This window comes from Citrobacter sp. Cb031 (assembly GCF_030336725.1).
In the GTDB taxonomy this organism is placed as follows: domain Bacteria; phylum Pseudomonadota; class Gammaproteobacteria; order Enterobacterales; family Enterobacteriaceae; genus Citrobacter; species Citrobacter braakii.
In genome coordinates this window covers 114,234-128,454 of the sequence record NZ_JAOWDA010000034.1, presented here as the reverse complement: position 1 = coordinate 128,454, position 14,221 = coordinate 114,234, and the positions used below count along the sequence as shown (strand labels likewise).

The following is a 14,221-nucleotide window of genomic DNA, read 5'->3' as shown; positions in this document are numbered from 1 at the left end:
TTAATTCAATTTATATGATGAATACTTAGTTACCAATTAATAAATATAAAAAATGAGTAACCGAACAATAAATGTTAAATCCTTACTGAGGGCTTTTTAGTGGCAAATGCAAACAAACTCACGTTGTTTATCGTGATCTTCATGCTGGCGGGGATCCTGTCAGGGGCGGTGATCCACTCTTATGCCGCCCCCGGCGTAGTGACCGCCTGGGCCGATAATATTACGCTTCTCACCGACATCTTTTTGCGCCTGATTAAAATGGTGATCGCACCTTTAGTATTCAGCACCCTGACCGTCGGTATTATGCGCCTGGGGGAAACGTCCACCATCGGGCGCGTAGGCGGCAAAGCGATGATCTGGTTTATTAGCTCTTCCATACTGTCTATTCTGGTCGGTCTGTTTGTGGTTTCTCTTGAGCAACCCGGCAGCGGCCTGAACCTGGCGATCCCGCTGGAAGCCACTGATACCGGCCTGGCCGTGAGCGGCATGAGCCTGAAAGGTTTCCTGACTCACACCATCCCAACCAGCATAGCCGAGGCGATGGCCAACAATGAGATCCTGCAAATTGTGGTGTTCTCGATGTTCTTCGGTATTGGTGGCGCATCCCTTGGTGAGAAGTTCAATGCCCCGCTGGTTGCCGCGCTGGATGTGGTCTCCCACATTATGCTTAAGGTGACTGGCTACGTGATGTACGTTGCGCCGCTGGCCATTTTCGCCGCCATTTCCTCCGTTATCTCCACCCAGGGTCTGGGGATCCTGCTTAACTATGCGTCGTTCATCGGCGGCTACTATGTGGCTATTTTGCTGACCTGCCTGGTACTGCTGGCGGTCGGTTATGTCATGCTGAAAAAAGAGGTTTTTCGTCTGGTAAGCATGCTGAAAGATCCGGTTCTGGTCGCATTTACTACCAGCAGCTCGGAAGCCGCCTATCCAAAAACGCTGGAGCAATTAACCAAATTTGGTTGCTCGCCCAACATCGTGTCATTTGTATTGCCTATCGGTTATTCATTTAACCTGGTCGGCTCGATGGTTTACTGTTCATTTGCCTCGATGTTTATCGCGCAGGCCTATAACATTCACCTCTCCTTTGCAGAAATCACCGTCCTGATGCTGACGCTGATGCTGGCGTCAAAAGGGATTGCCGGCGTGCCACGTTCTGCGCTGGTGGTGCTGGCAGCAACCATCCCGAGCTTTAATATTCCGGTTGCCGGGATTCTGTTACTGATGGGTATTGACCACTTCCTGGATATGGGACGTTCAGCAATCAACGTATTAGGTAACGGGATTGCAACGGCGATGCTGGCACAAGATGAAGGTTTACTGGAAGAAGAACCGGAGCTGGTTGAGCGGGAAGCGTAAGGGGAAATCTGCCGGATGTGCTACGCGTATCCGGCCTACAACCGCAATCATTGTAGGCCGGATACGGTATAGCGGTTACGCGACGTGACTGGCGGCAATATCCAGCAGCGCCATTTCTTCGCTATTGAGCAGCTTCTCAATGTTAACCAGGATCAGCATCCGGTCACCCAGAGCCCCCAGTCCCGTCAAGTATTCCGTCGACAGCGTTACGGCAAATTCCGGTGCCGGACGGATTTGATCCGTTGTCAGCGACAGCACATCCGAGACGCCATCGACCACAATCCCGACCACCCGCTGGCCCAGATTCAGCACAATCACCACGGTGTTTTCGTTGTAATCCACATCGCTCTGGCTAAACTTCACGCGCAGGTCAACAATCGGCACAATCACACCGCGCAGATTGGTGACACCTTTGATAAACGCAGGCGTGTTAGCAATACGCGTCACCTGATCGTACCCTCGGATTTCCTGCACTTTCAGGATATCGATACCGTACTCTTCATCCCCCAGCGTAAACACGAGGAATTCCTGACCTGACGGTTCGCCGGCCAGTTTAGTTACATTACTCATACCGGTCATATTATTCCCTTCTCACTCAATCAGGCGGCTGTGATCGCCACACGTTGTTCGCGGTTTAATCCCTGCAATGCAGAGACATCGACAATCAGCGCGACGCTGCCGTCGCCGAGGATCGTTGCTGCAGAAATACCTGGCACTTTGCGGTAGTTGCTTTCCAGGTTTTTAACGACCACCTGGTGTTGACCAATTAACTGATCGACCAGCAGCGCGTAGCGACGCCCTGCACTTTGCAAAATCACCACAATACCTTGAGTCGCTTCGGTTTTTGCGCCTTCAACCTCAAAGACTTTCCACAGCTCAACCAGCGGTAAATATTCGCCACGCACTTCCAGCACGCGCTCTCCTCCGGCCAGCGGATGGAGATCTTCTTCGCGCGGTTGCAGTGATTCCATAACGGCATTCAGCGGCAGAATAAAGACTTCGTCGGCCACGCGCACGGACATGCCGTCGAGGATCGCCAGCGTCAGCGGCAGCAGAATTCGGATAGTCGTCCCCTGTCCCTGTTTGGACTGGATCTCAACATGGCCCCCCATCTCCTGGATATTTCGCTTCACCACATCCATACCCACGCCGCGGCCAGAGACATCCGTCACCTGTTCAGCAGTCGAGAAGCCCGGAGCGAAGATCAGCATACCGACTTCGTCATCGCTCATGTTTTCGTGGATCGGCATCCCCTGGGAGATAGCTTTGGCGAGGATTCGTTCACGGTTCAGACCGGCGCCATCATCGGTGACTTCAATACAGATATTCCCGCCCTGGTGCTCCGCGGAAAGCGTCAGATTACCGATTGGGCTTTTCCCGGCTTCAAGGCGTTTTTCCGGCAGTTCAATACCGTGATCGAGGCTGTTACGCACCAGGTGCGTCAACGGATCGATGATGCGTTCAATCAGGCTCTTGTCGAGTTCGGTTGAGCTTCCCACCTGTGTCAGTTCGACCTGTTTACCCAGCTTACCGGCCAGGTCACGCACCAGACGCGGAAAACGGCTGAACACATACTCCATGGGCATCATACGAATCGACATCACCGACTCTTGCAAGTCGCGGGCGTTACGTTGTAACTGACCCATACTGGTGATGAGATCGCCATGATTGACGGGATCCAGTTCGTTAGAACGTTGTGCCAGCATAGACTGGGTGATGACCAACTCACCGACCAGGTTAATGAGCTGATCGACCTTCTCAACCGCTACGCGGATGCTGGTCGACTCGCTGGCGCGGGCGGGTTTGTCGCGTTCCGCGCGTCCGTTTGGCGCTTCACTGGCGGCGGCTTTTGCCGCTGGCGCAACGGCAACCGGCTGCGGCTTCGCGACAACGGCTACCGTTTCTGCTTCTGCTTCTGCTTCAGTTTCAACAGCTACGGGCGCTGCGCTGACGGTTTCGAATTCAATCTGATCAGCTTCAATCACAAAGCACAGCACCGCGATGATGTCATCTTCTGCGAGGTTGCCATCAAGCGTTGCTGACAACGTGTCGCTCCCTTTCACCACATCGGTTAAGGTCGCCAGGTTCCCCAGCTCCTCTTCCAGTAAATCCACTTCATTGGCTTTCAGGCGCGTGAGAATAATGCGTTTCTTGCTCTCTTCACTTGCAGACTCAGGCTGTGCAACCGCCTCTTCCTGCATTGCAGCGCTGTCAACAACGCTCAGTTTTGCGGTGTTGACGACTGCCGGTGCGGTTTCACCTTTCGCTTCGAGCGCTAACTGTCGTAACGCATTACAAATGTACTCAAAGCTGGCGGCATCCGGCTCCTCTGAGTTTTTATAGGCGTCGAGCTGTTCCTGCATAATATCTTTCGTTTCCAAAAACAGGTTGATAATGTCGGCATTGAGCTGCATCTCGCCACGCCGCGCTTCATCCAGCAGGTTTTCCATCAGATGGGTCGTTTCCTGCAAAATGGTAAAGCCGAAGGTGCCCGCCCCGCCTTTTATCGAGTGCGCAGCACGAAAAATTGCATTCAGCTGTTCGGAATCCGGGGCTTCAGGAACCAAATCAAGCAGGTGTTGCTCCATGTCAGCCAACAGTTCGTCAGCTTCATCAAAAAATGTTTGATAAAAATCGCTTATATCCATGCTCACGCTATCACCTCGGATTGGCTGGTGGCGATGTGGGAACGCTTGCCGGCGGGAGTTCCGCTGGCTGTTGTAAGACACTTACCGGCTCATTCTGGCTTTCAGCGTTTTCATGCAAAATGGCCTCTTCCGCCTGCTTATTGAGAACCAGCAGGCTAATACGGCGGTTGATAGCGTCTTCAGGACCGCGATCGCTCAGACGCATCGTGGCGGCCATACCTACCACACGTAATACTTTTCCATCATCCAGACCGCCGCTAACCAGTTCGCGACGCGACGCGTTAGCGCGATCGGCGGACAACTCCCAGTTGCTATACCCTTTTTCACCATTGGCGTAAGGGTAATCATCCGTATGGCCGGAAAGGCTGATTCGATTAGGAATGCCGTTAAGCACTGGCGCTATGGCTCGCAGGATATCGCGCATATACGGTTCCACCTCAGCGCTACCGGTTTTAAACATCGGGCGATTCTGACTGTCGATAATCTGTATCCGCAGCCCTTCCTGAACTAAATCAATTTTCAAATGCGGGCGCAGCGCACGCAGTTTGGGGTCAGATTCAATCAACTGATCGAGATCGCCGCGAAGTTTGCTCAAGCGGCTTTGTTCCATGCGTTTTCTCAGATCATCGATATTCGGCTGCTTGTTCACCTCTCCCTGCTGCTGGGTGTAATCATCCCCGCCGCCTGGAATTGGACTTTGGCTATTCGAAATACGATTTCCCCCGGTTACCGCAGTAGCCAGCGGCGTACGGAAATATTCGGCAATCTGGATCAATTCTTTAGGGCTAGAGATGGAAATGAGCCACATCACCAGAAAGAAGGCCATCATCGCGGTCATAAAATCGGCGTAGGCGATTTTCCACGAACCATGCGCCCCACCACCGTGACCTTTATGCTTGCGTCGCTTTACAACGATAATGGGATGGGCCTGATTTTTCATGCGTCCTCAGTCGTCTGCTGCGCAGTTGGATTTCTCACCGCACGAACATGCTCTTCCAGTTCGATAAACGATGGACGTTCGCTGGAATACAGAGTCTTACGACCAAATTCGACGGCAATTGGCGGCGCGTAACCATTCAGATTGGAGAGCAGAGTTATCTTCACACACTGCATCATTTTGGTGGTTTCAGCGCTTTTCTGGCGCAGAACGCTGGCAAGCGGAGAAATAAATCCATAGGCCAGTAAAATACCGAGGAATGTCCCTACCATGGCATGTGCAATCAGCGAACCCAGTTCAGCCGCCGGACGATCGGCAGAAGCCAGCGCATGGACAACCCCCATGACCGCCGCCACGATCCCGAACGCCGGTAATGAATCCCCCACCATCGCCAGACTGTTGGCCGGGACTTCGGCCTCACTTTCGTGAGTCTCAATCTCTTCATCCATCAGCGCTTCAATTTCAAACGTGTTCATGTTGCCGCTGATGATCAGTCGCAGATAATCGACAATGAAATCAAGCATCACGGCATCAGCAAGAATGCGCGGATAGCTGGCGAAAATTTCACTCTCTTTGGGGTTTTCGATATCGCGTTCGAGCGAGAACATGCCCTGCTGGCGTGACTTGGCCATCAGGCGATACAACAGCGCCAGCAGATCCATATACATCGCTTTGGTGTATTTTGATCGACGAAAAAGCATCGGGATGGCTTTCATCGTCCCCTTAATGGCTTTCCCGTTATTGCCGACGATGAATGCCCCAATACCCGCGCCACCGATAATCACCAGCTCAGCCGGTTGATAGAGTGCCCCAAGGTGTCCGCCGGTCATCATGTAACCGCCGAAAACTGTACCAATAACAACCAGGTAACCTAATAAGATAAGCACGACATCATCCTTTCGCAATTGACTATGACAGGATGCGCAGTCGGGCAGTTAACTCGAGGTCAGGACAAAAAAAAGCAGCGGTAATCGCTTACCGCTGCTGGAGTGTTTGTCCACACCGTATCAGTTAAACAGCCTGTTCGATCTGTTCATCCAGCAGTTGTGGAATAATATCGGCAGCATTCTGGGAAAGTTTACGTCTTTTTACGGCGCGTGATGGCGGTTGGCATAAACTGCAGGCAAAGCTGCCTGCGGGTTGGTGAGCGTGGGTAATAAAATTCCCACCGCAGCAATTGCATCGGGACAACTCCAGCAATCCGCTGTCGACAAAACGCACCAACGTCCATGCGCGAGTTAACGCCAGCAGTGGCCCTTCTGCTGGCTGCGGGCACTGCTCAAGATATAAACGATACGCTTTGATCACGGCATCCACGCCGCTGCACAAACCAGTTTTGAGCAGGAATTGCCATGCGTTGCAAAACATCGAAGCATGAATGTTTTGTTCCCACGTCATAAACCAGTCGGTGGAGAAAGGCAGCATCCCTTTTGGCGGAGGGCTGCCGCGTAATTCTTTATACAGCTTGATAAGTCGGCCACGGCTTAATTGCGTTTCGCTTTCCAGCATTTGCAAACGGGCGCCCAATGTGATTAATTCCATCGCTAGCTGGATATCACGCGCTTCCTGAACAATGCTTTTTTCGCTCATCATCAAGCCCTTTTCTTGCGCGCTGCTTCATCGATGTCGCTTAACAGTCGCGTTGAAAGCATGATACCGGTATGAATTTGCTGAAGATCGTCAACGCGGGAGTCTTGCGTCAGGCGAGTAACGGTCTGGTGATCGTCGAAACGGAAATGACAGACCAGTTGGTTTGTTTCAGCCAGTTTGACCATTTGTGGAAGTGTTAATGTTGCCAACGTGTCCGCCATTTCTTCGCTGATACCAAGGCGAAACATCGCAGATGCTTTGTCCTGAACGATCAAACGCTGTGCAAGCAATAAATATGACAAATTGATGTCATAGATGTGTTTCAGCAACTCGGATGTATGCATTATTTGCATCCATAATAACCAACATTGTTTTCATGCGGTGAAACCGCACCCCGTGATGTCGCCGGGAAGGCCCGGTAAAAAAAAGCAAAAGGTCAAATACATAGCAGCGTGACGGCACTTACGCGTTGTCTAAACATTCCCTTTTCAGAAAGCCGCGCCCCTTACAAGCTCACATCAATTCTTACAAATGTCTAAGATTTTTCCTAATTCGACGCAACTCTACCCGCCGCCCGTTACACATACAACGTAGCTATGCTGCGAATTTGAAGAATATGTGACATAGATCACATAAACCAGCTAAACACTTAACATAAATCCATCAGCACAGCTTTTACTTTGCTTATTTTTTAATCTCAAGTTCGCCATTTCAATTCCTGACATACGAATATTCTTGCAATAAAAGCGAATAGTATTTTGTTCACAAACGTTAATATCACCTTGTGAAATAGCGAGCTTGATCACATATTTAATGTAAAACACTATTTTAATTAAATCCTTTATAAACAATGACTTAAATATTAAGGGTGATTAATTAATACCGGGTAGTGATAACCCGTTAAATGTTAACTTATGTTAATTTTTAATTAACGCATTGTTTTCATTAGCGGTGAGTTTTACTTAAGTAAGCTGTACGTATTTACAAGTTATATGACGCAATTATTCTATTTATAAGAATAATTAATGAATAAGCATGATGACATTCACACTATCCGGGAAGGAAACGTTGCAGTATGGAGTAAGCTGAGCAATGCTGAGAAACCCTCTCATAATTCTTGAAAAAAGGAGCGAGTTATGAGCTATACACACATTCTTGTGGCCGTTGCCGCCACCCCTGAAAGCCAGCAGTTGTTAGCCAAGGCGGTTTCAATCGCTCGCCCTGTCAACGCTCGTATTAGCCTGATAACCCTGGTCTCAGACCCTGAACTGTATAATCAGTTTGCTGCACCTATGCTGGAGGACCTGCGTGAAGTGATGCAAGAGGAGACTCAGGATTTTATCGACAAGCTCAGCAAAGAAGCACAGTACCCCATTGAGCATACCTTTATTACCTATGGGGCACTGAATGAACATATTCTGGATGTATGCCGTAAACACGCGGTCGATCTGGTCATTTATGGCAACCATAACCACAGCTTCTTTTCGCGGGCATCCTGCTCAGCAAAAAGCGTGATCGGTGCCAGCCACGTGGATGTTCTGCTGGTTCCACTGGCTGGAGATTGACCTGCGTTTTCTGAGCGTTACGCCAGTTTAGTGCAGGGAGAAACGTTGTCTGGCAATGGCTGTTTACTCTGACGTTGGATAACTTTTTCCAGATCGCAAATGAACCTCGCCTGCCAGTTGTCGATATCGTTTTTAATGATAGTTTCGAGCATCTCAGCGTGGCGGGAGATACGCTCAGCAAGCGGCATCGTCAGAGCCTGGTTTAATGCGCCAGCCACTTCGTCGCGGTCATAAGGATTAACAATAAGCGCGGCAGTTAGCTCATTCGCGGCCCCGGCAAATTGCGATAACACCAGCACGCCGGGGTTGGCAGGATCCTGCGCGGCCACGAATTCTTTCGCGACCAGGTTCATACCATCTCGCAGCGGCGTCACCAGCCCTACATCAGAGTAGCGGAAGATTTTCATCAGCAATTTACGATCAAAGTACTGGTTCAGATAATAGAGCGGCGTCCAGCCCAACTGCCCATATTTACCGTTAATCCTCCCCGCTTCAGTCTCCAGTTGGTGCCGAATATCCTGGTAGGCCTGCACCTCTTCACGCGAAGTTGGCGCTATCTGGGTGTAGCGAATTTTACCGTGGTGCTGCGGATAGTGTTCCAGCAGAGCCTCATAGGCCTGAAAGCGCTCCGGCAAACCCTTAGAATAATCCAGACGCTCAACGGAGAAGATATTCTGCACATTTTTGAGTTCTGCTTTCAGTTGCGCCAGCTTCGGCGGCAAAGGTCCGGAAGCCTGGCGGGCGATCTCATCCGGCTCAATACCGATGGGATAGACCTGGGTACGAAACGCTTTTCCCCATGCACGGTGGTGCTGCTCGCTCTGAGTGGTTACCTGAGTCTGGGCTGCCAGACAATCCAGAAAAGCCTGACGATCGTTCTCGGTCTGGAAACCGAGTAAATCAAAATCACACATCTGCTCAAGTAGCATCTGATGTGGGGGTAAGGCATTAAAGATTTCCGGCGTCGGAAAAGGGATGTGCAGGAAAAAACCGATACGGTTATTCACGCCCCGTTTACGCAGTTCGCTGGCAAACGGCAACAGATGGTAATCATGAACCCAGATTATGTCGTCATCGTTGAGCAGCGGCAGCAGTTTATCTACCAGCAAGGCATTCACCCGCTGATAGCCCTCCCATGCAGGACGCTGAAACTGCACCAAATCGAGGCGATAATGAAATGCAGGCCATAAAACCGCATTAGAAAACTGGCAGTAATACTCTTCGTAATCCTGTTCACTCAAATTAAACGAAGCCCAGGTAATGTTGCCACGCGTGACTTTTTTTAATGGTTTGTCCTCATTACCCGTGTCGCCACTCCAGCCAAACCACAGGCCACCAGCAGCCTTCAACGCGCCAAGCACACCGACGGCAAGCCCACCTGCGCTTCCTTTGTCATCGGGTGAGGCGATACGATTAGATACTACGACTAAACGACTCATAGCCACCTCTTCTGTTATTCGTTGCTTTCGATTCTTGCTGCGAAGAGTTAATTTGTTCCAGCCAGTGCCAGACATCACTCACGCCATCCAGACGCCATGTCGCCTGCGTCGCTCCATTCCCCACCTTCACGGAAATGCCCCCAGCGCGATTAACCACGCCAAATCCTGTTTCGTCCGTCAAATCGTCACCAAAAAAAACGGGGACCCGTCCGGCAAAAGGTGCTTCCTGCATAAATGCGGCAATTGCGTCGCCTTTGTTCGTACCCTTTGGTTTTATCTCCACAACGCATTTTCCGTGCTGTAAAGCCAACTGCGGCCATCTGAGCGTGATGCGCTCAGCCAGATTAATTAGCGCCGCTTCATGTTCCGGGGCCTGGCGATAGTGCAGTGCGAACGCCATCCCTTTTGCTTCAAGCGTTGTACCCGGCATCGTCGCCAAGGCGGTACTTAATAGCTCTCCTGCTTCGCGCTCTATTGCCGCAGCCAGGCGCACTATATGAGTTTGACCATTGATGTCACGGCGCTCTGCCCCATGCACTCCGGCGAGCGGAAAACGAAAGGGAGTGGTAAGCGCGTCAAGCTCAACCATCGAGCGCCCTGAAATCAATGCCAGCGCACCCGCATTATGCGTCGCCAACTGATGTAATAACTGCAGGATTGTCTGAGGGACAACGACCTGGTCAGGATAAGGTTTGATCTCAGCCAGTGTCCCATCGAGATCAAAAAAATAAGCACAGCTTGCAGATTGTTCAGGGGGTAAGATCAGTGATGCTGTCACCCGGTTATCCTCCTCATCATGGTCTGTACGCCGCGCGGATCGCGCCGTATATATGATGTATGACGGATATAAGTATAGACAGTGTGACCATGCTCGCCATTTGGAAAAACAATCGCCAGCCGGGTAGCGGCTGGCGATGAGCTAAAGCTAGACTAAAAAGTTGGGGTTAAAATCATCAAACAGTACGCTTCGCTTTTTGCTTGTAACGGTCGAAGATCACCGCCGCCAGCAGGATCAGACCACGTACGACATACTGTGCGAACGGAGAGATGTTCAGCAGGTTCATTGCATTCTCAACTGTACCCAGAATCAACACTCCGGCTACCACATATGAGATTTTTCCGATGCCGCCTTTAAGCGAAACGCCCCCTAACACGCACGCGGAAATCACGATCAGCTCATAGCCGATTGAGGTCATTGGCTGGCCGCTGGTCATACGAGATGCGAGGATAATCCCGGCGATGGCGGATACCAGCCCGGACAGAATAAAGATAATAATTTTGGTACGAACGACCGGAACCCCAGCCAGACGTGCCGCCTCTTCATTCCCCCCAATGGCCAGCGTGTTACGACCAAACGTGGTTTTATTGAGCAGTAAGCCAAAAACGATGAAACAGACGACCGTGATCCAGATAGGTGCCGGCAGACCAAACCAGTTGGCGTAGCCGAGAGTGAAGAAGCGCTCGTCTTCAATCCCTACCGCCTTACCGTCGGAAATAATGTAGGCCAGACCACGCACAATCTGCATCGTCGCAAGGGTCGTGATCAGGGCGTTAATTTTCAGCCGCGCAATCACGAACCCATTCACCAGACCACATAGAATACCGAGCAGTAGCCCGGCAGCCACGCCAATCCACAGGCTTTCGGTCATATTAATGACCACGGCTGTAGTAACCCCGGCGCAGGCAATCACGGAGGCAACGGACAGGTCGAAGTCACCGGATGCCAGGCAAAACAGCATCCCACACGCGACCATACCCGACATCGATACCGCCAGCCCCAGCCCCTTCATGTTGATGAAAGTGGCAAAGTTAGGCACAAAGAGGGAACAAACCAGGAACAGCGCGGCGAACACGACCAGCATCCCGTATTGATCCCAAATGCGACCAAGATTTAGCGCCGACTTTGCAGCACCTGAACCCGATGTTGAAACGGAAGACATCATTCTCTCCTTATTCAGGCTACAGCCTGGCTAACTTTTGGCATAGCAAGGCTTAACGCCTGGCGCTCATCCGCCTGTTCATGAAGTAACTCACCGGCAATTTCGCCTTCTCTCATCACCACAATACGGTCGGCGACACCGAGCACTTCTGGCAGATCGCTGGAAGCAAACAGCACGGCCACGCCGCGCGCCGCGAGGGCATAAATCACGTTATAAATTTCATGCTTGGCGCCCACATCAATACCGCGTGTAGGTTCGTCCAGCAAAATCACTTTCATCTCTTCCGATAACCAACGGCCGAGAATAGCCTTCTGTTGATTACCGCCGGAGAGGTTCATAATCAGTTGCTCCGCGCCCGGCGTTTTAATATTGAGTGAGCGAATATGGTGATCGGCATTGGTCTCTTCCCAGCCGTTATTGATCACGCATCCGCCCAGAACATGTTTACGACGGGCACTGATGTTGATGTTGTTACGCACCGAATGGACCGGAATGATCCCTTCAGCCTTGCGATCTTCCGGGCACAGCATCATCCCCGCTTCAATGGCGTGGCTCGGTTTACGGATATCAATAGGCTGTTCATCGATAAACACCTGGCCTGCCGTGATACGCGTGCCGCCAAACAGACCTTTCATTAATTCGCTACGTCCGGCGCCCACCAGTCCAAACAATCCAACAATTTCACCACTGCGCACTGATAAACTGATCGGGGTACGCACGCCAGGGGCTTTGACGTCATGCAAACGCAGGCGCTCTGCACCATAAGGTCTGGATTTCCAGCCATAAATATCACCGAGGTCGCGCCCGACCATCGCCTGCACCAGCGCGTCGTGATCGACCTGCTGCATATCCGTGAACGTTTTGACGTAATGACCATCTTTAAACACGGTGATGGCATCGCTAAGGGCAAAGATCTCCTCCATACGGTGCGAAACGTACAGGATGATGCGCCCTTCGTTGCGTAGCTCACGGATGACGCGAAACAGATTCTCAATCTCGCGCGCTGAAAGGGAGCTGGTCGGTTCATCAAACGCGATAATTTTGGCGTTGCGCGCCAGCGCTTTCGCAATCTCCACCATCTGCCATTGCCCAATGGAGAGGTATTTCAACGGCGTATCGGGATCGATATCCATGCCCAGATGCTTGAGCTGAAGCCCCGCTTCATAGTTCAGCAGCGAGCGGTTCACAATCCCGCCTTTGTGCGGCATCTGCCCTAAATAAATATTCTCGGCAACGGTCATTTCCGGGACGAGATGCAGCTCCTGGTAAATAATGGCAACACCGGCGTTCAGCGCGGCATTGGTGTCCGCAAACGAAACCTCTTGTCCACGGATCGCCAAAGATCCCGTCGTTGGCGCATAGTTGCCGCTGAGAATTTTTAATAGTGTTGATTTCCCGGCGCCATTTTCGCCCATCAGCGCATGCACCTGACCGGCATAGCAGTCGAAACTGATATCCGTGAGCGCTTTAACGCCGGGGAACGTTTTGCCAATGCCGCGAAATGAGAGATACGGGGTAGACTGTTGCATAACGTCTCCGTGAGTCAGATCTTTATGCCGGATAGCGGCTTTGCCTTATCCGGCCTACTGAGTACGCAATTCGTAGGCCGGATAAGACGCGTTGGCGTCGCATCCGGCATTTGTGTTACTTACCGCCTAAGCCTTTCTTCGCCAGTTCTTCTTTAAAGTTATCGCGGGTAATCAGCACCACATCCGTCACTTCAGTAAACGCCGGTGGCTCTGCACCTTTCGTTACCCAGTTGTAGAGCATCTCACTTGATTTGTAGCCGTGAACGTCCGGGCTTGGCAGGAGTGAACCGTAGAACCCGGTCGCTTCGCCTTTGGAGAGTTCGCTCACGGCATCAACGCCGTTGATGCCGATACCAATCACATTCGGCGCTTTGAAGCCTTGCCCTTCGGTCGCACGTACGCCGCCCAGCACGGTGTTGTCGTTCATGCCGACAATCAGCCAGTGTTTGACTTCAGGGTGCTGAACCAGCATGGAGTTAGCGGCATCGAATGCCCCGGGGATGTCATTCGATTTAGTGGGGACCTGGTAGATCTGTTTTTCCGGGAAGCCTGCGGCTTTAAGCGCTTCCATTGAACCCGATGTACGGCGACGCGCGGTATCGAGTTCATTCGCCGTAATGGCCATTACGGCTGTGGATTTCACATCCCAACCGCGCTTTTGCATCTCCTTATACAGCTCCTGGCCCTGGCGCTCACCAATTTTGGTTGCAGCCATCATCACCAGCGGCACGGTATCCATCGGCTTACCTTTGGCGTTAGCAAACTGGTCGTCGACGGCAATGACTTTCATATCGTAGCCACGCGCCTTGGCCATAATGGCAGGCCCGAGTTTGGGGTCCGGCGTACAAATCACAAACCCTTTTGCGCCACTTGCAGCCAGGCTGTCGATGGCGTTAAGGGTCTTCTCACCATCCGGGACGGCAATTTTAATCACCTCAAAGCCAAGGTCTTTACCGGCTTTATCGGCAAATTTCCATTCAGTCTGGAACCACGGTTCTTCCGGTTGTTTGACCAGGAAACCGAGCTTCATGGATTCAGCGATAGCGGATTGTGACATAATGGCAGCCAGACCGATGGCAGCCAGCGCTTTAGTGAATTTGTGCATGGTTAACTCCAGCTTTAACGTTCTTTTATGTAGGGTAAAATCAGACGATTTTTTGTAATTCGGACGTAAAACAAGGCATTACCTTTTAGTGATAAGATCAATGCCAGTG

General features: G+C 51.4%; 13 protein-coding genes. 2 read left to right on the top strand and 11 right to left on the bottom strand.

Features of this window, described 5'->3' with window-relative positions:
- Positions 1-99: 99 nt before the first annotated feature.
- On the top strand, positions 100-1,359 hold the full coding sequence (locus OGV93_RS17070; protein WP_016153439.1) for a dicarboxylate/amino acid:cation symporter: 1,260 nt from the start codon (positions 100-102) through the stop codon (positions 1,357-1,359).
- A gap of 75 nt (positions 1,360-1,434) precedes the next feature.
- On the opposite strand, the gene cheW is transcribed toward OGV93_RS17070, so the two are convergent.
- The 6 genes from cheW to flhD form a co-directional block, all read right to left on the bottom strand.
- Entirely contained in the window at positions 1,435-1,938 is a 504-nt protein-coding gene (gene cheW, locus OGV93_RS17065) for a chemotaxis protein CheW (RefSeq protein WP_003034638.1), read from the bottom strand.
- Between the two features lie 20 nt (positions 1,939-1,958).
- The gene (gene cheA / locus OGV93_RS17060) at positions 1,959-4,013 is read right to left on the bottom strand and encodes a chemotaxis protein CheA (RefSeq protein WP_016156813.1); all 2,055 of its coding nucleotides are present in this window, start codon (positions 4,011-4,013) and stop codon (positions 1,959-1,961) included.
- Positions 4,014-4,017: 4 nt separating this feature from the next.
- The gene (motB, locus tag OGV93_RS17055) at positions 4,018-4,947 is read right to left on the bottom strand and encodes a flagellar motor protein MotB (protein ID WP_016153441.1); all 930 of its coding nucleotides are present in this window, start codon (positions 4,945-4,947) and stop codon (positions 4,018-4,020) included.
- Positions 4,944-5,831, bottom strand: coding sequence for a flagellar motor stator protein MotA (gene motA, locus OGV93_RS17050; protein WP_016153442.1), 888 nt, complete (start codon positions 5,829-5,831; stop codon positions 4,944-4,946). The genes motB and motA overlap by 4 nt, the downstream gene beginning before the upstream one ends.
- A 124-nt stretch (positions 5,832-5,955) precedes the next feature.
- A complete protein-coding gene (flhC, locus tag OGV93_RS17045; RefSeq protein WP_287109858.1) occupies positions 5,956-6,540 on the bottom strand; it encodes a flagellar transcriptional regulator FlhC in 585 nt (194 codons plus the stop codon).
- Positions 6,537-6,878 (bottom strand): flagellar transcriptional regulator FlhD, encoded by a 342-nt coding sequence (gene flhD / locus OGV93_RS17040; protein ID WP_016153444.1) that lies wholly within the window; start codon positions 6,876-6,878, stop codon positions 6,537-6,539. The genes flhC and flhD overlap by 4 nt, the downstream gene beginning before the upstream one ends.
- A 792-nt stretch (positions 6,879-7,670) precedes the next feature.
- On the opposite strand from flhD, the gene uspC reads away from it, so the two are divergent.
- Positions 7,671-8,099, top strand: coding sequence for a universal stress protein UspC (uspC, locus tag OGV93_RS17035; RefSeq protein WP_016153445.1), 429 nt, complete (start codon positions 7,671-7,673; stop codon positions 8,097-8,099).
- Between the two features lie 17 nt (positions 8,100-8,116).
- Here uspC and otsA read toward each other — a convergent pair whose 3' ends face one another.
- The 5 genes from otsA to OGV93_RS17010 all read right to left on the bottom strand — a co-directional run bounded on the left by otsA (position 8,117) and on the right by OGV93_RS17010 (position 14,112).
- Entirely contained in the window at positions 8,117-9,538 is a 1,422-nt protein-coding gene (gene otsA / locus OGV93_RS17030) for an alpha,alpha-trehalose-phosphate synthase (RefSeq protein ID WP_046275658.1), read from the bottom strand.
- Positions 9,513-10,316: a trehalose-phosphatase gene (gene otsB / locus OGV93_RS17025; RefSeq protein ID WP_047416573.1), complete on the bottom strand. Its 804-nt coding sequence runs from the start codon at positions 10,314-10,316 to the stop codon at positions 9,513-9,515. Before otsB ends, otsA begins: the two co-directional genes overlap by 26 nt.
- A gap of 175 nt (positions 10,317-10,491) precedes the next feature.
- The gene (gene araH, locus OGV93_RS17020; RefSeq protein ID WP_016153448.1) at positions 10,492-11,478 is read right to left on the bottom strand and encodes an L-arabinose ABC transporter permease AraH; all 987 of its coding nucleotides are present in this window, start codon (positions 11,476-11,478) and stop codon (positions 10,492-10,494) included.
- Positions 11,479-11,492: 14 nt separating this feature from the next.
- On the bottom strand, positions 11,493-13,007 hold the full coding sequence (gene araG / locus OGV93_RS17015) for an arabinose ABC transporter ATP-binding protein AraG (protein WP_016156817.1): 1,515 nt from the start codon (positions 13,005-13,007) through the stop codon (positions 11,493-11,495).
- Positions 13,008-13,122: 115 nt separating this feature from the next.
- Positions 13,123-14,112: an arabinose ABC transporter substrate-binding protein gene (locus OGV93_RS17010; protein ID WP_003034602.1), complete on the bottom strand. Its 990-nt coding sequence runs from the start codon at positions 14,110-14,112 to the stop codon at positions 13,123-13,125.
- Between the last annotated feature and the right edge of the window lie 109 nt (positions 14,113-14,221).